The 19,327-nt window shown below is 44.7% G+C and carries 23 protein-coding genes and 1 pseudogene; 5 read left to right on the top strand and 19 right to left on the bottom strand.

Features of this window, described 5'->3' with window-relative positions:
* Positions 1-396: 396 nt before the first annotated feature.
* The 4 genes and pseudogenes from ACRRU2_RS10770 to ACRRU2_RS10755 all read right to left on the bottom strand — a co-directional run bounded on the left by ACRRU2_RS10770 (position 397) and on the right by ACRRU2_RS10755 (position 2,803).
* Positions 397-1,592 (bottom strand): annotated as a pseudogene (locus tag ACRRU2_RS10770) (IS110 family transposase).
* 323 nt (positions 1,593-1,915) lie between these two features.
* The gene (locus tag ACRRU2_RS10765; RefSeq protein WP_432501473.1) at positions 1,916-2,218 is read right to left on the bottom strand and encodes a hypothetical protein; all 303 of its coding nucleotides are present in this window, start codon (positions 2,216-2,218) and stop codon (positions 1,916-1,918) included.
* Positions 2,211-2,417 (bottom strand): DUF6877 family protein, encoded by a 207-nt coding sequence (locus ACRRU2_RS10760; RefSeq protein WP_432501471.1) that lies wholly within the window; start codon positions 2,415-2,417, stop codon positions 2,211-2,213. The genes ACRRU2_RS10765 and ACRRU2_RS10760 overlap by 8 nt, the downstream gene beginning before the upstream one ends.
* Positions 2,418-2,527: 110 nt before the next feature.
* A complete protein-coding gene (locus tag ACRRU2_RS10755; RefSeq protein ID WP_432501469.1) occupies positions 2,528-2,803 on the bottom strand; it encodes a hypothetical protein in 276 nt (91 codons plus the stop codon).
* An 84-nt stretch (positions 2,804-2,887) separates the two neighbouring features.
* Here ACRRU2_RS10755 and ACRRU2_RS10750 point away from each other — a divergent pair, with 84 nt between their 5' ends.
* The gene (locus tag ACRRU2_RS10750) at positions 2,888-3,127 is read left to right on the top strand and encodes a translation initiation factor 2 (protein ID WP_432501467.1); all 240 of its coding nucleotides are present in this window, start codon (positions 2,888-2,890) and stop codon (positions 3,125-3,127) included.
* A gap of 38 nt (positions 3,128-3,165) precedes the next feature.
* Here the strand turns inward: ACRRU2_RS10750 and ACRRU2_RS10745 are convergent, their stop codons facing one another.
* From ACRRU2_RS10745 to ACRRU2_RS10725, 5 genes are all read right to left on the bottom strand, one after another.
* Positions 3,166-3,375: a hypothetical protein gene (locus ACRRU2_RS10745; RefSeq protein ID WP_432501465.1), complete on the bottom strand. Its 210-nt coding sequence runs from the start codon at positions 3,373-3,375 to the stop codon at positions 3,166-3,168.
* A 6-nt stretch (positions 3,376-3,381) separates the two neighbouring features.
* Positions 3,382-3,573: a hypothetical protein gene (locus ACRRU2_RS10740; RefSeq protein ID WP_432501463.1), complete on the bottom strand. Its 192-nt coding sequence runs from the start codon at positions 3,571-3,573 to the stop codon at positions 3,382-3,384.
* A gap of 13 nt (positions 3,574-3,586) precedes the next feature.
* Positions 3,587-3,829, bottom strand: a complete 243-nt coding sequence (locus ACRRU2_RS10735; RefSeq protein WP_432501460.1) for a DUF3850 domain-containing protein — start codon at positions 3,827-3,829, stop codon at positions 3,587-3,589.
* 23 nt (positions 3,830-3,852) lie between these two features.
* On the bottom strand, positions 3,853-4,047 hold the full coding sequence (locus tag ACRRU2_RS10730) for a hypothetical protein (RefSeq protein ID WP_432501458.1): 195 nt from the start codon (positions 4,045-4,047) through the stop codon (positions 3,853-3,855).
* A gap of 344 nt (positions 4,048-4,391) precedes the next feature.
* A complete protein-coding gene (locus ACRRU2_RS10725) occupies positions 4,392-4,601 on the bottom strand; it encodes a hypothetical protein (RefSeq protein ID WP_432501455.1) in 210 nt (69 codons plus the stop codon).
* 387 nt (positions 4,602-4,988) lie between these two features.
* Here ACRRU2_RS10725 and ACRRU2_RS10720 point away from each other — a divergent pair, with 387 nt between their 5' ends.
* The 4 genes from ACRRU2_RS10720 (at position 4,989) to ACRRU2_RS10705 (ending at position 8,760) form a co-directional block, all read left to right on the top strand.
* The gene (locus ACRRU2_RS10720) at positions 4,989-6,164 is read left to right on the top strand and encodes a tyrosine-type recombinase/integrase (RefSeq protein ID WP_432501453.1); all 1,176 of its coding nucleotides are present in this window, start codon (positions 4,989-4,991) and stop codon (positions 6,162-6,164) included.
* 102 nt (positions 6,165-6,266) lie between these two features.
* A complete protein-coding gene (locus tag ACRRU2_RS10715) occupies positions 6,267-6,704 on the top strand; it encodes a DUF2621 domain-containing protein (protein ID WP_331697234.1) in 438 nt (145 codons plus the stop codon).
* Between the two features lie 575 nt (positions 6,705-7,279).
* Positions 7,280-7,804, top strand: a complete 525-nt coding sequence (locus ACRRU2_RS10710) for a hypothetical protein (RefSeq protein ID WP_432501451.1) — start codon at positions 7,280-7,282, stop codon at positions 7,802-7,804.
* 47 nt (positions 7,805-7,851) lie between these two features.
* On the top strand, positions 7,852-8,760 hold the full coding sequence (locus ACRRU2_RS10705; RefSeq protein ID WP_432501449.1) for a TIGR01777 family oxidoreductase: 909 nt from the start codon (positions 7,852-7,854) through the stop codon (positions 8,758-8,760).
* Here the strand turns inward: ACRRU2_RS10705 and ACRRU2_RS10700 are convergent, their stop codons facing one another.
* From ACRRU2_RS10700 to ACRRU2_RS10655, 10 genes are read right to left on the bottom strand one after another with little or no spacing between them, the layout of a single operon-like run.
* Positions 8,761-10,446: a DUF6382 domain-containing protein gene (locus ACRRU2_RS10700; protein WP_432501447.1), complete on the bottom strand. Its 1,686-nt coding sequence runs from the start codon at positions 10,444-10,446 to the stop codon at positions 8,761-8,763.
* A gap of 36 nt (positions 10,447-10,482) precedes the next feature.
* Entirely contained in the window at positions 10,483-10,938 is a 456-nt protein-coding gene (locus tag ACRRU2_RS10695) for an A24 family peptidase (protein ID WP_432501602.1), read from the bottom strand.
* A gap of 51 nt (positions 10,939-10,989) precedes the next feature.
* The gene (locus ACRRU2_RS10690; protein WP_432501444.1) at positions 10,990-11,982 is read right to left on the bottom strand and encodes a TadE/TadG family type IV pilus assembly protein; all 993 of its coding nucleotides are present in this window, start codon (positions 11,980-11,982) and stop codon (positions 10,990-10,992) included.
* On the bottom strand, positions 11,948-14,215 hold the full coding sequence (locus ACRRU2_RS10685; RefSeq protein ID WP_432501442.1) for a TadE/TadG family type IV pilus assembly protein: 2,268 nt from the start codon (positions 14,213-14,215) through the stop codon (positions 11,948-11,950). Before ACRRU2_RS10685 ends, ACRRU2_RS10690 begins: the two co-directional genes overlap by 35 nt.
* Positions 14,216-14,218: 3 nt before the next feature.
* Positions 14,219-14,917: a hypothetical protein gene (locus tag ACRRU2_RS10680; protein WP_331697240.1), complete on the bottom strand. Its 699-nt coding sequence runs from the start codon at positions 14,915-14,917 to the stop codon at positions 14,219-14,221.
* Complete coding sequence (locus ACRRU2_RS10675; RefSeq protein ID WP_432501439.1) at positions 14,889-15,071, bottom strand: Flp1 family type IVb pilin; 183 nt, start codon at positions 15,069-15,071, stop codon at positions 14,889-14,891. The genes ACRRU2_RS10680 and ACRRU2_RS10675 overlap by 29 nt, the downstream gene beginning before the upstream one ends.
* A gap of 50 nt (positions 15,072-15,121) precedes the next feature.
* On the bottom strand, positions 15,122-16,015 hold the full coding sequence (locus ACRRU2_RS10670) for a type II secretion system F family protein (protein WP_432501437.1): 894 nt from the start codon (positions 16,013-16,015) through the stop codon (positions 15,122-15,124).
* A gap of 22 nt (positions 16,016-16,037) precedes the next feature.
* Positions 16,038-16,892, bottom strand: a complete 855-nt coding sequence (locus ACRRU2_RS10665) for a type II secretion system F family protein (RefSeq protein ID WP_331697243.1) — start codon at positions 16,890-16,892, stop codon at positions 16,038-16,040.
* Positions 16,876-18,117: a CpaF family protein gene (locus ACRRU2_RS10660; RefSeq protein WP_331697333.1), complete on the bottom strand. Its 1,242-nt coding sequence runs from the start codon at positions 18,115-18,117 to the stop codon at positions 16,876-16,878. The genes ACRRU2_RS10665 and ACRRU2_RS10660 overlap by 17 nt, the downstream gene beginning before the upstream one ends.
* A 40-nt stretch (positions 18,118-18,157) precedes the next feature.
* On the bottom strand, positions 18,158-19,324 hold the full coding sequence (locus ACRRU2_RS10655) for a hypothetical protein (RefSeq protein WP_432501434.1): 1,167 nt from the start codon (positions 19,322-19,324) through the stop codon (positions 18,158-18,160).
* Positions 19,325-19,327: the final 3 nt, after the last annotated feature.

Below are 19,327 nucleotides of genomic sequence, written 5' to 3'. Positions count from 1 at the left end.
TGTAGTTGGTCCTTTTTGTTATTTAATGAATATATTGATAGGGTGATAACCCTCCTGATCACAATAAGTTTTTGGCTATGGCTATCTATCTGTTTAGAAATAGATAGCCATTTTTAACGAAAAAAAGCCTGCTAACAAGTTACGGTCGGCAGGCTTTGTTTTATTTAATATCTACAAATTTATTACGTCCATTGCCAAAGCCTTGAGCGCGAAGCGATACAGCGTTATTCGCCATCCCTCTTTTGTCATGGTAGGCTCATTGATAAGCCCGCCTAGATCGCCACTGCCAAACTCCTGTACAAACCACGCAGGCGCTTCTATGCGTCCTGTAGCGGCTGCCAGTGCATTTGCTTGGGCTTCAATCCTTGTGTTTTGCTCGCGTACCTGCTTTTTCCGTCATGCTTTTTTACTTTTTAAGATGGCGTGAATCCAATGAACAAGCTTATTTGCACATGCAACCAGAGCTACTTTATGTGGCTTTCCTTCGGCTCTCTTGCGATCATAAAACTCTTTGATCCGCATATTGCGAGAACGGATAAGTCCGCACTGGACAGCCATAACCAGCGCATAACGAAGCTGCCGAGAACCACGTTTGGTGATTCGATTTCGGGTTGCTGTAAACTTACCTGAAGCGAATACACTGGGATCAATGCCTGCAAAGGCGACTAGTTGCTTTGGATGATCAAATCGGTCTATTTCTCCTACTTCCAATAAAATTGTTGCCGCAATTTTATGGCCAATACCCGGAATTGACTGAATTAAATCATACTATTCGATTTCTTCAGCCAGGGCATTTATGTTCTGTTCCAACTCAGCAAGATGCTCTTGGTACTGAAGAATCAGGGTTATAAGAACTTTTAAGTTGATTAAGTGGCTGATGTTCATAGTGTGCTCGAATGGATTTTGTTTTGCTGCATCAAGCAGTCGCTTTACTCGCTCGTTAATCCAATCCTCTGAACGACCTCGTCTCGTTGATAGCATTTCTTTGATTTTAGCTTTAAGTGTTTCTTCGTCCGTTTGCAAAACCCAATACGAGGTTGGAAATTCACTTAAAAATCGTAATGAAACGACTGAATACATAACTCCGAAGACACCTTTGTAAGCTGGGAAAACCTGATCCAGAACAGCTTGGAATTGTAATTTAGTCTGCACACACATCTTTGAAAGAGACTCATATTGTCTCGTAAGAAAGCGAAGATTGAGCAGTTGCACACCTCTTTTCTTAAAGATTCAAACTCTTCTTTGTAAAACAACTCTCCCAAAAGATAAGCATCAGCAGCATCCGTTTTCACTTTACGAAGGTTGGACTTCCTAAGCCAATTTGAAATGAGCGGATTAATGACAATGTACAGATAGTGATGCTCTTCTAGGAATTGAACAACGGGGCTTTGGTAATGCCCAGTGGCTTCTAGGATAAGCATAGGACGCTGTCTAGACGCATGTTCAACTTCTTGTATGACTTGAAGCAGTTTCTCCAGTCCATCTCGAGTATGAGTGAAATGGAAAGTGCTCTTGTACGGTTTTCCACGCTCTGAGAAGGCTAGTCCATGACTTTCTTCTTTAGAAATATCTAGACCGAAAACTGGATTCATTCAATCTCTACCTGTACGATTAGATTTACCGGCAGCCCCTAAGGGTTCTTGTCGCTCCATAGCATCGCTTGTTATACGGGATCTCGTGTCCCAACCAGCCTCAATCATGGTCATGACAGGTAGGGGTGAACATTATAGCGCTCGGGATCAAGTCCCACGGGCAGAAACGTTCGACCCGGCTATCTTTATCCTCATATCAAATGAAAATAGGATCAACCAGAAAGAACTGGTTGACCCTATAATACGAATCGACTCTTCTGTTGGCTTGCTCATGCTTTCCCCTCCCTGTATTGATGCCTGGACAGCAAACTATTGAAATAATCTTACTTGCAATTCTGACATCTCAATGTCGCATCATCAAGACTGGACCGCCAGTCATGCCCACCTAATGGATCTGTATCCCCTGAGAAGGCTTCGGATGTAATACGCTTAACCAACTTTTCAAAAGCATCTAGGTCAGTCAGTACGAGATAATGAATTCGTTCCAATGCCGACCGCAGCCTTGCAGCTTCTCCCGCATAATCACACGCTCTAGCGTATTGAGAATCATATATGTTTTTAAGGCACAGATTATCTTCTTCAAGGTGTTTTATCTTTTCTTCTAGCTTGCTGATGTAGTCACTCATATAAGGACACCTCTTTCTTTACCATTCCGCTAGCAGCTATATTCTGCAAATATCTCAATTGCTGATTTGCATAGTGCAGACAATCGCTGTCAACCAGTCGTTTACTCACATCCTGTAACACAGTAAGAGGATAGTCATATTTGGATAGCAGTTGGTTTATGTCCTGAGATACTTGCTCATGGGTTATATTGTCACTCATACAGCACCATCCTCACTATCAGATTCGACCTTTTCAACATCGACAACCTTATAAAATGTTGGTTCGTAATTGTGTCTCTCAATCCAATCTGTAATGACTTCACATAGCTTCTATTCAAGCTCTTTGTCATGCTCTTGCTCGGTATCCATCAAGTAATCTTCTGCCCAATGCCCGCATTCGTCGATCATACTTTCGTTGATGCGCTCAAAAATTGCCGATACATCAACCGTCACTCCTAAGCCCGGGTGCTCAATGCGTCCAATATAAAATGAATCGCCATCATAATATTCCTTGCCTGTAGCAATAGCTTCTTCCTTTGTGTCGTATTCATCATTGCAAAAGTTCTCTTCGTCGCTGCTGAATGTCCATTTTCCATTAGTACTCATATAGGCGATTCCTCCCTTGATTTCTCGTCATACCGTGAACAAATAGTACATATATTAATGCATGAAAAACTGGAGGGGATACATTTGGATGTCAATAAGAATTTACGTGATATCGAAATTGCCAAGTTGGCTTTTATAGGAGCTTCCATCGCCACATTAGGAGATGGAATCGCCGCTTTAGCTGCTGGATTGGCGTTAGACGCATTACAACAGGATAATCAAGTCCAAAACAATAGTCGGAATGCACCAGATGAAAGTTCAATTCAGATACAAATTGATTACTTTATAGATGAGCTAATTAAGATTAGAAATAATGTCGGGTGAATAGACCACCATGGTCTATTTCCCCTTTCATATTGTGTCTACTCTGCTTCCAGCAGCTCAGGATTGTCATGGATGTTTCCGATCTTTTCTCCATGAGTTGACCAACCTAATTCAATATGGTCATCATCACCAGCAAATGCATTAGGATGCCTAAAATAAAACTTGGCTTTGTCAGGATTCCATGAAACAATATATTTGACTCCGTGGTATAACCATATATCCGACTTAATTAATTGCTGTCTGTTCATATTCCTTTAGCCCCGAATACTGCCCACCCAAACCCCATTACTGCTGAACGCTCTTACGTTCAATTCTTCTTCTATACGCATAATCCAGCAATTAGAGAAAACTTCATTGTTTCCGTATTTCACAGCACTCTTCATACGTATAAGGTTTCCATATGCCCAACCTTCACCGTCTATCCGCTTACCTCTGTATTCACGCATTGTTATTCCTCCCCTATAAGAATCCTAAAATGACAAAACCCTCTTTTACATAAGCTGGATCATTCAACATGTATCCAACATCCTTTACTATTTTCTTACCTGTAAGCTCTTGCTTGTCCGCATCGTATTCATGCAATATCAACGTATCTCCGACAGAATAGTTCCTATCGTTAAATCTAACCTCGAAGCTTTTAAAGCCACTCTCAACGGCGTTAAAGTATGGTTGCACTGTTTTTAAATAGTGAGTCCGGTTCATTCCGTTCCCTCCCATGTATCAAACTACTCCCACATGTCCTTTGCGTAATCGTATTGCTCTTGAGTGACCTCTATGTTGACTGGTTCGTAGGCTCCGCATACACCTTCAAAATCAAGTGAGATAAAAGCATTTTCTCCGTATTTTTCAATCATGAATTTTTTGTGCGCTGCATGTGCCTTCCTTTCGTTTTCAAAATCTTCTGATGTTGGCGGCTGCAAATCCTCTCTGACGATCATATAAGCGTTCTGGATGTCGTCTAGCTATACGTCTAGGTTTTCATCCTCCCAATCCCCTACATCAGCACATGCCACCAAGTAGCGTTCTTGATTGTATTTATTTCTTAATACCATAACTGGAATCATCTTAAGCCCTCCCATGTATTTAGTGATATAAACTGATATACTTAACATAAATTAGTAAAAAGAGGTGATTTCAAGGATGAAGTCAAAAAAAGAATCAAATACCTGGCTTGTACTGGATTTATTAATTGAGGTACTAGTTTACTTCCCAAGACTATTCATCAATTTAATTAAGTGGATATTTTAGCTCTGTTACCAGAGTGTTAGCTGCCTACTATACTCTGCTGCCCAATTTCCTCAACAGCCAAATTCGCAAATATTTTAAGACTAAACACTTTAGTGCGCCCATTTACCAGCACCGCCACCTTATCCCTTTCAATGCTCTCCACCTTGCGGATAATAGACTTTGCGTATGCTGAGTTCTTAGGCATTAATCTGTATAGCTTGCCTGCTTGCATTTGATCAGGTTTCATGTGTTCGCCCTCTTTTATTTATTACCGCGACCCAGCACTAAAGCCTAACCTTGTAGCTGTACACGTATATATGGCTTATAGCATCTAACCATTTGGACAAATCATCAGGTATTTTTGCTTTTGGATTATTATTAAGCATGAGTTTCTTCAAACTGCAATAGATCGATATACAGCAAAATACGGCTTATATGTACGAGTCGACGAAAAATACACCATTTGTTTTGAACCGTTACGAGTAATTGAATATTTTGTATAGAGCCTTAACGTTCCAGCCGCAAGGCTGTTTACTGGTACACAAAAACCGAACATACATTCTGTATAGGAGGTGATTTTAGTATTATCCGTCCCCAGGAAAGCGTCTACCCACGCATAAAAGGATGGATGAAAATGTCAAATAAAAAAGTAAGTGATGAAGTTGAAAAGTATCAATTGAAAAATGGCGACATTAGATATCGCTACAGACACAAGTATTATGATAGTAATGGCACTCGAAGAGAAAAAAAAGAAAGTAGTTTTGCAAGCAAAAAAGAAGCCGAATTAGCCTTATTGCAAGTTAAAGCAGATATTTTGAATGGTAATATTAAAAAAGTAGAAAACAGTAAATTGACAGTCTCACAATGGCTGGATGCTTGGTATGAGATGTATAGTCATGGTTGGGAGATCACCACACGACACGAACGCAAGCGAATTATCAAAAAATACATGAAGCCTTTACTAGGGAAATACAATTTGATTGAATTGGACAGATCCACCTACGTGAGGGAGTATATCAAACCACTATTGAAAAAACTCAAACCCAGCACCGTTTCGACATATCACAATTATTTTAAAATAGCTGTTAACGCTGCGCTAGAAGAAGAAATACTCGTTCGTAATCGGTTTAAAAAAGTGAGCATTGAGCAAAATGAGCAGCGGAAAAACTTCCTTACATCTCATGAATTAAATATACTGCTTGATACTACGAAAAAATATAGTCACATTACTGGCTACACACTGACCTTGCTACTTGCATATACCGGCCTACGGATCGGCGAAGCGTTGGGGCTAAAATGGGCTGATATGAATTTTAAAACAAAAGAAATAACTGTTAATTGTACTAGGGATTGCAAAGGCGAGAGATCTCCAAAAACAAAAAACAGTTACCGCACCATTCCAGTTGATCCGTTATTAATCAATCAACTTTCAACTTATCAAAAATGGTGTATGGAAATAAAGTTCAGATACGGTTCTAGATTGGATAAGAAATCAGATTATGTATTTATATCTCAAAGAGGGGCAGCCGAAATCTATACTGAAGTGGCAAAAATTGTCCTGCGTAATACTTACAAAAAGTTGAAAGAAGAAAACATTAATATCACTCGCATCTCGCCACACGGGTTAAGACATACACACGCAACCATATTAATTAACAACGGCGTACCTCCTAAAACCATAGCAGATCGACTAGGAAACACTGTCGAAATGGTTTACAAAGTTTATGGGCATTCCTTTAAAGAAATGGAGAATAAAGCAGTGACTGTTTTTTCCGATAGCCTAATTGGGGCTAAAACTGGGGCTGATTAAGCATTCAGCCCTCCGCGCCCTTATGTATCAAGGGAATTTTGAGGGAATGTCGAAATAAATCTAGGAATACGTTATAATTCATTTGAGAGGTGAACATAACGTATGAGCGGAGCTCCAAATTGGTTTATGTATTTTATCGTTTTCTGGGCTGTAGTCATGGTTGTAGCGATGTCCATAGGCGGCTTTTTTATGTTCAGAAAATTTTTAAAGGTACTGCCGATGCGCGACGGCAAATCCAAGCTGGATTGGCAAAATTATTGGGTGGAACGAAGCCGCAGCATGTGGAATGACGATTCCAAGCAAATGCTGGACAAGCTCGTTTCTCCAGTTCCAACGCCTTTCAGAGATATTGCCAAACATTCTATAGCAGCAAAAATCGGTCAGGTTGCTATCGATCATGGCGCTACCACCGTGACGCGCGAGCATTGTATTGAAGGCTATATCCGAGCTACTCCAAAAAGAGATTATCGCAGTTTAATTACATTTTTGGAGAAAGAAGGCATCGACTACAAAAACTATGAGCATCTATTTAATAAATAGCCTGTCTGCAGGCAGGCTTGCAGCATTTTAAGGGTTGCCACAAACACTATTCATGTGAAAAGGCTGTACTTTTTTTGTAACGGTTGCTATCATGTTTAATCAAGTCTTAAACGTTGATTTCCTTCGTAAATGGTGAAATAAAGATTATGACGAAGGTGTCGATTAATGGTGGGCAACTATTAAAAGCAATAAGAAAGGGGAAACGGAGAGCAAGAATGGGAATGGAGAAGCGGTAGCGTCCGCCTTTGTAGGCCAATTTTGTCCATTATAGGGGTTATTTAATCAGAAATATTGAACTACAACAGCGGTCGGAATCCCATTTTTGATCGCAGTGCCCCCTTTCTATTGCTTGTTGCTCTACCCACAATTAATCGTCAGTCTCATGAAATCCGTTACATATTCGAATCGGCAAAACAGGCGAAAGAGTACCGCTGACAACTGTTTTGCGGTCTTAACAGGGAAATGTCGTCCAGCCTTGCGAGAGGGTTCCAAAATCCACTTTTGGGTCGCCCTCTTATTTTTTTGCAACCAATTAGTGGTTTAAAACGTCTTATATATGTAGGAGGTGTTCATCTATGAACTCATCAAGATTGAAAAAACGCTCGCAGGCAGCAGCAGCAGGTGCACTTGTGCTTGCTATGATGATTACCGCTTCGGCATGCGGCGACAGCAAACAGGTACCGAACAATGCTTCCAACCTTTCTTCACCACAAGTTGAGCAATCGCCGCAAGGCAGCGGCATTATAGACTCTGGCACAGCTGAGAAGGAAAATAATGATAATCAAGCTGCTAATGGCGGACAAACAGGCAGTCAATCATCAGGAGAGGCTGGCTCTGGCAGCAATTCAAGTGCAAATGAGACAGATCAAGAGCAGGTCCATACCGCTAGCGGGCAATATGTCGGCTTGCAGGATTCCAATCAAATAGAAATTATTACTGACAATGGCGCAGAAGCATTCCGGTTAACGGATGAAGTGCGTCCGGCGATTGAGACGCTGGAGCCAGATGCCAAGGTAGAAATAACATACACGATTGAAATTATTGAAAAAGATACGGGCTTAAAGCATTTATGGCTTCAATCTGTTAAAGTTATAGAGTAACTACAATTACTTGAACATTATTGCTTTATATAGAAGGAGCGAGATCGATGCGCGTTGCTATAGCAGGCGGAAGCGGATTTATTGGTCAAGCGCTCGCCAAAGCGCTGCTGGAGAGAAATAATGAAGTTATTATAATATCCCGGCATAAGGACAGCTGTGACACTCATGAGAAGCTGCAGTCCGTTACATGGATGGAGCTTGCCGCCAACCACGACAAGCTCGAAGGTATGGATGCGGTAGTCAATCTGGCAGGCGAATCCATCAATCAGCGCTGGACCGCTAATGCAAAGCAGCGCATCGTTCAATCAAGATTATGGTCGGCAGCCCAGCTTGCCGGCCTTTTTGACATGCTCCACACGCCGCCGCCGCTCATCATTAACGCGTCTGGCATTTCGGCATATGGTGATGCTGCTCTAATGACATGCGATGAAAACAGTCCGACTGCTGACAGCGATTTTCTGTCTAAAGTAGTGAAGAGCTGGGAGCAGGCTGCCGATTCGATTCCAGCTCAGCGACTGATCAAGCTGCGTATCGGCGTCGTGCTGTCGCTTGAAGGCGGTGCGTTTCCATTGATGGCGCTGCCGTACCGCTTGTTTGGCGGAGGGCGCATAGGGAAAGGTACACAAGGCATTTCGTGGATTCACCTGGATGACCTTGTGCGACTTATTATTTTTTGTTTGGAGCAGCCTGACCTAAGCGGAGTTGTCAACGCTTCCGCTCCTGAGCCTGTTGCCAATGATCAATTTGGCAGAGCGATTGGGCGCGCAATGAAGAGACCGCACTGGCTGCCAGTTCCTGCTCCTGCCTTTAGGCTGCTGCTTGGCGAAATGGCTGATTTGCTGCTGACTGGTCAAAGAGCAGTGCCTCGAAAAGCACTGAAGCATGGCTTTCAATTTCTTTATCCAACCGTTGATTCGGCCATGCAGCAGCTATTCAAAAATAATAATGCAAAATAATTAACCAGTTTTCAGCTCGTATACAGGGCCGTTTTTACCGGCCAGCTGAATTTGATCGCCATACTCAAGCTTATATTGTTTGTAAGGAATCATCTGCTCGCCATTTAGCATGCTGCCGTTGCGCGAGCCAAGATCCTTTGCACAATATCCGTCGGTATGGCGTTCTATTTCGATATGCAGTCGAGAAATGCCTTCAGCAGCTTCAACATAGGAAGCCGGTCCGCCGTTTCGGCCAATTCTGAAGCTCGGCTGAATGAGCTCGACCCGCTCCTCCTTCCCTCCCCATACCCGCTTCAGCCAAGACATCGTCGCAGCACCAGCATGCGGCCTGTCTTCCCGCGCCAGTAGAACGGTAGGTTCAGATATACTGGACTTGCCGGACAGTACTTCCATTGCAGGCTGCTGCAGCTTGCCGGCCGCCTCTGTTTCTATGAACACCTGCTGCAACGGCTCTACCACTTGCTGCCGGCTATTTACTTTTTTGGCTTCACTGAAGCCGCTTTTATCAAAATGCCAGCTATTATTTCTCAGTTCTCCAGAATGCAGCTCAAATTCTGTTGACAGCTTGACGCCTGCTGCATGCCGATCCGTATTCATTGTTCCGTAATGGTGTTCGAATTCGTCTCCGGTCGGCTCAATAAACATTCTGCTGTTTCGTTTGCTTATAAAAATAGCAAGCCCGAATAATAACAGCGTAGCAGCTCCGCTTATCAAAAGCTTTTGCTGGTTCGGATCGTTCAAATAGACGAAGCGCCAAACAAGCGCACTGCAAAGCAGCGCTGCCAGCAATGCCATCCTCATCCCCGTTTTGCCAAGCTTTTTAACAGCTTCCTGCTTCTCCTGCTCGCTCTCTGACTCCCCAATTTCATGTGCTTTTCCTTGTTCTTTTTCGAGATCAGGAGCCATCTGCTCATTATCTGTTTCATAATAAAATAGTGAAGCCTGCGGCTCTGGCTGCTTATTATTTTGGGCATAGGTATAAAACTGTTTTTCTTCATCAGGCTTAGCATATGCAGTCCTAATTTCTCCTGCAATACCTGTCGAGCTCATGGCCTCTTCCCTTATAGCTGCTAAACCATTTCCGTCCACCGCACTATGTTGTAATTTCTCACTTTCTGCTTTTGCACCGATTAAATCGAGCAAAGCAGCGCGCAGCTCTTCAATCGGCCAATGGCTTACATTCATAAGATGCAAAAGCCTTTTTAAGCCGCTGCCGTCTATTTTATCCACATAGGATGTCCAGCGTACAATAGTCGCAAGCAAATCCGTATGCCTGGAAACAGCTTCTTCCCCGGAGAGAGGCAAATAGGCAAGCTTAATATCCTGCCAACTGCCGCCTACAAATATAAATTGATCCTGCAGCAAGCACCCTTCAAAGCGGAGCATGTATTCCTCGCATTGAATCAGCGCGTCAACCAGACCCAGCACTAGCACGTAATAATTGTGCATAGTGAGCGGCTCCCGCTGCAGTCTGTGAGAAAGCATCGTTACCTCTGTCAACGAAAAGCGAAACGTGCAATTGCCGTCAATTTCAAGCCAGTCCACAGGCAAAAGATGAGGCACAGTGCTTGACCGAAGCATCTGCAGCTCCAATTCATCCAGCTCTGTCCGCTTTATTCCCCCTTCACGATCTATAATCATTTCATGCCCGCGATTCATACAAAAATCAACTTTAAGAGATCTCATTGCTAACCTCCCATGCTCATTCACCTGTGCTTATGATCAAAACCAAACTGTAGCGAAGGCTGGCGCAACTGCCAGCATAAAAGGAAATTTCCGGCCCGATTGCGCCCAGTAAAGCCAATGTTTTTTTTCAGTCTGCATACTTGCTGCAGCAATTGCTGCCGAATAAGCTTTTCGAATAAATCCGCTCTGAAAAATGAGCAATACGATGCCGATAAGTCCGGCATATATGATGGAATACATAGTAAGCTGCAATACCGGCAAGACGCCGCTCCATAAACCGATTACCGCGAATAGCTTTACATCGCCAGCCCCTATCCCTTTTAAAACATAAATAAGAAATAAAGGAATAAAGCCGCAAAGCATGCCTGTTAATGCTGGCCATAAAGCAGACACACCATGCCATACAACCTGATAAATGACACCGCCTATTAAAAAGCAAACTATTAATCGATTTGGTATAAGCTGTCTGCGGATATCGGTATATAGCGCTATACCAATAAGCAGCCCTATCGCCGCTGTCTCGATGTAAACTCACCTCCTAGTTTAAGAAGCTTTTGCTATTTTTTCTACGGAGAAAAATTTATGATCCCTTGCTCCTTCCCGGCTAAGTGACGCAGCCGATACTTCCCACAAGCCCGGCGTCGTATTGCCGGATACATGCCATGTCCAGCTTACCATTCCAGATGCGTCGGCATGAGCCTCCCCTAGATGCTTCGCCTTGCTTAACCCGCTCTTATAAAGCACTTCCAATGAAACAGCTTCTCCCGGATTCGCCAGAACGGTCACAGTAGCCTTGCGGCCGGGCCGAACCGGTGACGGCTCGATGGAAATAATCGATAGCTGCTGTCCTGTTACTGCCGTGCCAGTGTTGGCAGCTGCTGTGTCAGGAATCCATACTCTTTCTGCCGCGCCGGCATGAAGGATAATAGGAAGCTGCAGCAAAGGGACTTTGATCGGATATTGGTACGATACTGTCAAACTCAACTCTGCATGCTGCTTATTTTTATAATCAGGTATGCTGAGCTGAGCCAGCACAATTCTTTCCGCCGTAAGAAATCTGGCATCAGCATGCTGCCGTACAAGCGGTTCAACGGCAAATCTCCCGAGCTCTGTCGCAGCCATATTAATTGCAGGCTGCCAATCTCCTTTTAACGCAGAGGACAGCACCGTTCCAGAAGGGTCCGGCAGCCATTTTGCCGCTGCTGAAGCCAATTCTCTCAAGTGCTGCTCCCCGTCCATGCCCAGCACTGTGTCCGAAGACTTTGCTGATTGTTCAGACTGCTGGGCTAACTGCTGCAGCGCTTGATCAACCGGATACCAATGCGCCGCGACGGCTCGTACTGTTTGTGCTGCAGAGGCATGCAGCGCCAGCTGGACAGCATTTAAATGAATAAAGATAATAAGAGCAAGCATGAATAACATCAGTACCGGCATAACTATTGCCGCCTCTAAAACAATTGAAGCTCTTTCCTCGCGAAAGTCAGCAAAACGCAATCGTTTTTTAATAAGACCATCCAATCGTTTTGCTCGTCTCATATCGTTTACCAGCAACCCTTCCATGCTTCGAGCCTACATGAAGTATCGTTTTCATTAATGAAGGAATAAACCAAAGCTCCATTGACAACACCGCTTCAGCAGTAATTCCGCTAGGCACCTTCGCGAGTGTCAAGCCTGTGCTTTGCTCGATCACAGCAATCATTCTGCCGAGACGTTCCTGCTCCTTGCCGCCATGAAGCAGCATAAACAGTCTGATGTAATCAACATAGCTAAACTCCACAGGCGCATACTTGGACAGGGGTGCCTTTCCTTTATTTATTAAGGAGGATATATCCTCAACAGTCCTATCAATGGCATATATTAGTGCTGCTGACAAAATAAGCAGCGGATGCCCGAGCGACCGTTTTTCAAGCAGCCCTTCCATTAAGCGAACAGCTAGCCTGACCGCTACGATCTCTCCATAAGCGGCTGCAATATTAGACAACGGCTTATGCATGCCATAAAGCACATACTCAAGCTCCTGTTGTTGAAAATCAGCTGCTTCTGACAATGCGCTGGTATCCTTGCTATTCAAATAGGCAGCCAGCTGCTGCGGTTGAAACGCGTTGTAATAATGAACCGCATACTCGCCGTAATAAAAATGATCCCTTGCATTCAGCAGCATATCGCCGAGACCGCTGAACATGCCTCCGGAAACTTCTGTTGAATGATCAACTGCATCGTAGGCATCTCCATAATCTTTACTGAAATTTTCACTTGCCTGATCCGTAAGCTCATTAAAACGCATATTATTTCGGTAGCTTTCCTCCGCCGCCTTAAACTGCTCCTTTTGTTCATCCGAAGGCTGGAATGCTTTTAAACCGTCCAATAAATGCTTCAGCTGCTTCCACTTGCTATTTGCTTCTTCTTCATTTTTTCGCAGCTGTCGTTTTACATTTTGTTCTGCCTCATCCTTTTTCCTTTCCTCAATTACTTGACCAGGGGCATCATACAGACGGCTGTATATATTCATTTTCTTTTGCAGCGCTGCTGATGTTTGAGAAAGCTGCGACAGGCTGGACAGCTGGACAGGTCTTGCAAGAGCAGCTTCAGCTTGAGCTGCAAAGGTTAATCCGGCAGCGGACGCCTGCCGCAATGCGTCTTGCTGCTCCAGCAGCTCTGCTTTATACTCCTCAAACCACTGATCTGTCTTTATTAGCTGCTCGCCGCTTTCACGAAGCTCCATTAGCAGACTGGACTCATCATCAAGCTCAGCGCCTTGCCCGTCAGCAACTTCATGCTGCGCGACTACTTCATACCCTGCTGACAAAACCGAATCCGCCTCATCCCGTACGGCTTTCATCTGCTCATTAATCTGCCATGCTGTCTCAAGCTCATGAGCTGCATCCTGAATAAGCGATTCATGCTTGCCGGCAATAAAGCCGGCAGAACTATTCAAGGCTGCCGACACATTATGTACGAGCCTTTCATAGCGTGCTGTTTCTTCCAAATATGGAATGACGATCTGCTGCTCAGAATCTGGATCGCCGGCAGCCTGTTTTTGTGCCTCCAACACGGCCTGCGCTTGTGCTTGCAGCTGCTCAAAGTACGGAGTATAACCATCGATTATCGCTGAGATGGTATCATCGGAATTTTGTCTTTGAGCATGCCTGCCAGAGGCCAGCGAAGCAAGATCGCTTGACGCAGCTGCATTCGCAGCCTGCTCCTGCAGGTCTAGCACGCGCTGCAAGCTGTTTTCACGTTTTTCATACAACCGCCGCAAAGAATTAAGTGAATTCACGGCAGCTGCTGATTGTTTCATCGAATTGGCTAACGGTACAAATTTTGAAATAACCTCTATTGTAAAATCAATTGGCGCCTTATATTTCATTTCCTCCAGCACCTGCCTGCCGAACACCGCATGCTGCCCAAGCTGTTGATTAGCAGATATATTGAACTGCTCCAGCTTTACGTTAATCAGCTTGAACGATTGCCTGCCAATCGACTGCGCTTCGTTATTTTTGAGAAACACCTGTTCAAATATTTGCTCAGGCGGTGTTCCTCCTCTTCCAAATAAGCCATAGCGTTCAAACAATTGTTTGTCATAAGCTGACAATACAGAACGCACGCCGCTCCGCAGCGAGTCTTCCGCTTGTTTTTGAAATACAGCAATTCTTGCATAATCAATTAGAAATGAAAAAAACAATAGCAAGGAGGCCATTACGATGGCCGCAAAAACAGTAATGGCTCCATCGCTTCGGAATAATAGCTTGACTAGCCGGCACTGGCTCATCTTCTACCTCCAATTTTTTCCCGCTAAGCGGTTAATGATGCCCTGTACATTTTTGTCGGACCAATCCTGCTCCTTCTCCTTGCGGGACTGCTTCAGTTTATTTGTATAGTAAGCAAAAAGATGAACATTGCGAATAAATTCAGTAGGATCTACAATAACTGCTCTTTGCGCATAGCTTTCAATAGAGCCACGCGCTTTTTTATTCACCGTCACCTTAATTGCTGGTGATAATATTTGCTGGTCATGCTCAATTTCTCCCGACAAGCCAAGCCCCTTTTCGCTTAGCCAGCTCGCAGCCCGCTGCAGCTTTTTGTCTGCCAGGCTATTATGCTCCGCTGTTTCATAGGCAGGAATGGCAACTTGCTGCTTGGGTCCTATCCCGCTCCATTGAAACAATGCGCCGAGCACACCGTTGGCAGCAAGCTTGCTGTATAGCGGATCGTATTGGGGCTCCAGTAAAATTCCGCTGTAATAATCGCGATTGCTATTGTCCCAGCCAAAAGCTGCCCTCTCAGCTGCAGTAGCGACTGAATAATAGGCAGCTACTGTTTGATACATATAGGAGCCTGCCGCAATAAATAATAAAATAATGCCGAGTAAAAGAGGTACGACGAGCGCTGCTTCGATCGAATAGCTTCCTCTTTCCTCTCCCCACCATTTGCCGAAAGACGACTTAGTTAAAAATACTGTCTGCCTTATCATCCGCTTTGCTCATCAGCCTCTCCAGCAGCTCAATAATCCAATCCTTAAACAGCAGCGCAATCAGAATAATGACAGCAATAATTAAAATAACCTCAATTGTACCCATCGCTTCTTCCTCTTTCATAAAGCGTGCAGCTAAGTTCCCAGCCTTCATCTCTAATCAGTCCTTTGCCTATAATTTAATTTCAAAAACATATAACGAAGTCACATTATCATTATGGCAGGCGCAGCAATTAATACGATCAAAATAAGCAGGATGCCCACCAGAGGAAAAACGAGCTTGGAGGATGCCTCCTCCCCTCTCATTCTGGCAATGCTTTTTCTTCTTTCCCATAAGCTGTACGATAGCTCGCGCAGAGCAAGAACAAGCTGATCGCCGCCGCGCTTATAATTAAGCAGCAGCACGGTCGTAAATATAGATACCTCCTGAACAGCGCAATTTCGATTGAATCGCTCAAGAGCATTGCTGAAGGATTGCCCGTTTTGCAGGGCTTGCGCTGCAAGCCGCCATTCTTTCACAAGCGCTTCGCTAGTGCAGGCTTGGGCTGAATGAGCAGAACGCTGCGAGCTGAAGGCGATTTTTATAAATGCCCGCTGCAGATTTTCTCCTGCTCCTACTAGCAGCTGCAATCTGCTCAGCATATCGGGCAACGCTAAAATAATTTGATTTTTGCGTTTAACGACTTTACTTTTGGCATCTATATATGGCTTTATTGCAAGCACAACAGCTAACACAAGCCCTATGACAAGCAATAGCGCCTCTGCAGTGATTACACTAAGCCAGACACTGCACATGCAGGCAAGATAACCTGCACCGGCATATTTTGCCGTCAAAGCCTTTGTCTCGTCATAACTCCAGTCTGCTCCTTCTAAAATCATTTGCTGCGTGTGTAATATGCCAAGCGGAAGAGAGAACTGCTCAAATATCCGCCATCGCTCCATCAGCCGTTTAAACGGCTCGACTATTAAGCTTTTTTTTAGTGCGTCTTGATCAAGCTTTTTAGCATATGTTCGAAAAATAGCCGGCAAGCTTCTGCCGAGGAGGATGAGCCAGCCAATCAAGAGTGAGCATGCTGCAACTAGGCATATTAGAACCAACTTCATTCTCTCCCGTTCATTTTTATACTGATATTTGCATCAATTTATTCATAAGCCAAAAGCAGCCTATCAGCAGCAGCAATGCAGCTGTTAATAACAAATAACCCATACCGCTATATAGGGGAGCCATGTAATCAGGCGCAGCTAATTGAAGAAAAGCTAAAAATACAAACGGGACAGCCATCATCATTCGCCCTTCAAGCTTTTTTTGTGCGATCAGAACTGCTATTTCCTGCTCAGTAGAAAGCTTCTCATTAATAATCAGGGCTGTTCGCTTCATAACCTCTACCATATTCCCGCCGGAGCGCTTGCACGTCGCCAACGCCTCGGATAGCTGCTCGATTTCATCAATATGAGAACGGGCTGCAATATCGCCAAAAGCTGCCTCAATAGTTTCTGCATGATCGAGCTTATGAACTAATCCCGTAAACTCTCGAATAATCGGCGAAGCGGGGTCAGGATAAAGCAGCACCAGATCGTCGAGTGCAAAGCGGATCGCATTTTCCAACGATTTGCCGGCAGCCAATGAGGACGTGAGCGCCTGCAGCGCTTCCTTAAATTGCAGCCGCAGCTGCTCCTTTCGCCGCCTCATCAGCAGCTGCCTGCTCCATCTTGGGGTTAATACAGCTGTAAGGGATAAAAACAACGACAGCAATACAGAATGATAAAACAAATAAGTGGCTGCAAAAAGCAAGCTAAAGCCAGCTGCAAGTGAAATAACCCACTGCTTAACCGATAAGTGATATTCGTTATAATTAATAAATAATCGCTTGCTGCTTTTGTTTTGATTCCGATAGGCGATATCTAAGCCAAGCCATTGCAGCTGTTCTTGCCACTTCCTGCTTATCTTCTGTTGGCTATTATGTGCTTTTGGCAAATTGACTGCACTCCCTTCCAGCCAAATACAGCTTTTCAGTATGGATCAGGCCATAAGGCGTAGCTAACAGACGACCCTGAAAACTCCCGTCTTGCTCCGCCTCCTCCACAAATTGATATAACGGCTGCAGTTTAATTTCTCCCTGCTCCATTCCGATCACTTCACAAATTTCTGATACCTTTCTTGAGCCATCCCGATATCGTGTTAAATGAATGACGATGTCGATGGCGGATGCTATTTGCTTGCGAATAACGGGCAGCGGCAATTGTGCGGCGCTCAGCACCATCGTCTCCAGCCGCGACATCATATCCTGCGCACTATTGCCATGGCCTGTCGATAAAGAACCTGCATGACCAGTATTTAAGGCCTGGAGCATATCGAGTGCCTCCTCCCCTCGAACCTCTCCCACGATAATACGGTTCGGCCTCATCCGCAGTGCTGCTCGTATTAAATCTTTAATGGCAATTTCACCCTTGCCCTCAGTATTGGCATTGCGCGTTTCCAAAGTGACTACATTGTGAAGTGACTTTAGCTGTAACTCAGCTGAATCCTCAATCGTGATGACTCGCTCACTGTTAGGAATATACTGCGACAACACATTTAGAAAAGTCGTTTTGCCAGTGCCCGTTCCACCGCTAATAAATATGTTGTACTGCGCTTCAATTAATACACGCAACAGCTCGGCCGCCTCGTTCGATATGGAACCAAAAGCGATGAGATGCTCCATCGTAAGCGGCTTGTCCGGAAATTTGCGGATCGTCATGCAAGGCCCCTTCAAAGCGACTGGGGGCAGAACGACATGAACGCGCGACCCATCCTTAAGCCTGGCATCAACAATCGGCGATGATTCGTTGACTACACGATTGACGCTCGAGACGATAGCTTGAATTAAATCCTCAAGCCTCTCCTTGCTTTCGAAGCGCTGCTGCAGCTTTATTAAGACGCCATTGCGTTCTACGAAAATTTCTTCATGATGATTAATCATAATTTCAGTAATAGATTCGTCTTCCATTAACGGCTGCAGCAAATCCAAGCCCCGGAAGGAATGAAATAGCAGATGAATAGCTTCAATTTTTTGCCGGGCGCTAAGTTTATGCTCTCTATTGCTGTATTGCAATACAACAGCTTCTATTAAGGACATAAGCTCCTTATCATCCATCGAGTCCGCTTGATGAATCTGCTCTCGTATAATGCAACGCAGCTGTTTTAGTTCCGGCTCATCCATTGCTTGTCGATGCGATAGCTGAGCTCCCTCTCCCTGCATTCTATCGTGCAGCATATTCGCTGCTCCTTTGAATAATCTGCTGCAGCAGACGGTCAGCGGCGGCGCGAAAGTCAGCTGAACTGAGCAGCCTGGCTTCTCCTTGAACCCTCCAAGCCTCTACATCTGGAAATATAATATTATGAGGTGCCAAAAAGCTAGCAGCAAGCTGTGCTGAATGCTTAGCCCAATGCGATTGGCGGGGTGATGTGCCGTTAAAAACAATTTCCAGCTTGGAAGGCAGCGATCCGAACTGTTCAGGCCAGTTTCTCATCATATATTGCATTGCAAGCAGCTGCTTGCTCAGCACAGTCTGGTCGCCATTTACTACCCAGACTATGACATCTGCCCTATCCAACATTGCCATTTGCAGCTGCCCTAAACCGCTGTCCAAATCTATTACAATAACATCATAATGTCCGCAGCCAGCAGCCAGCTCTACAATTGCAGCAGCCTCTTCCCCGCTTAAAGCATCCCAGTCCTCATCCAGCTCAAACGGCAGGACAAAATCGGCCTGCAGCAGCTTATGGCGCTTACGCTGCTCCAGCCACTGGCTGCTTTGCAGCCCTCCTCTTTTAACGCTGTACAACAGCTCAGACATGCCGCTCTGCTTTTGCTCATCCTGCCGAGGGGTTTCACCGCCAAGCCATAATTCAAAGCAATTCCAACGCTCCATATTCAAATAAAATACTCGGCTATGCCGAACACCCGCAGCATGGGCAAGATGAAGGGCTATGGCTGTTTTTCCAATATTTCCGGAAACGGAATACACGACAATGACCTGCGCGCCCGCTTTGCCTTGCACCGAGGATAATTTAACGTGTTCGCTGGCACCAGTAAGCTCACTGTATATCTCCAATGCTTTTTGCAGCAATTGCGGCAGTGGCTGATACTTCAATAAGCATGGCCATGTCTTCAACTTGCCTCGCTCTTGCTCGGCTAGCACAGCTGCTGGCAAATGCGGATACGCATCAGCTATTTGCTTCAAAATACTCGCTCCTGCAATAAGGTAATCTATTCTTCCTCCTTTCTTGATATAGCTCATACATGCCTCAGCGCTAGTAAAAACGATTATTGTCCAATTGGAATGAATAGGATGGCGCCGAAAATAAGCGGAAAATTTTAATAAATAGGCTTCATCCTCCAAAGCAAGCGCAAGCTGCTTCAGCATATT

It is taken from the genome of Paenibacillus sp. GXUN7292 (assembly GCF_050864975.1).
GTDB lineage: Bacteria > Bacillota > Bacilli > Paenibacillales > Paenibacillaceae > Pristimantibacillus.
This window is presented reverse-complemented; position numbering and strand designations above follow the sequence as displayed.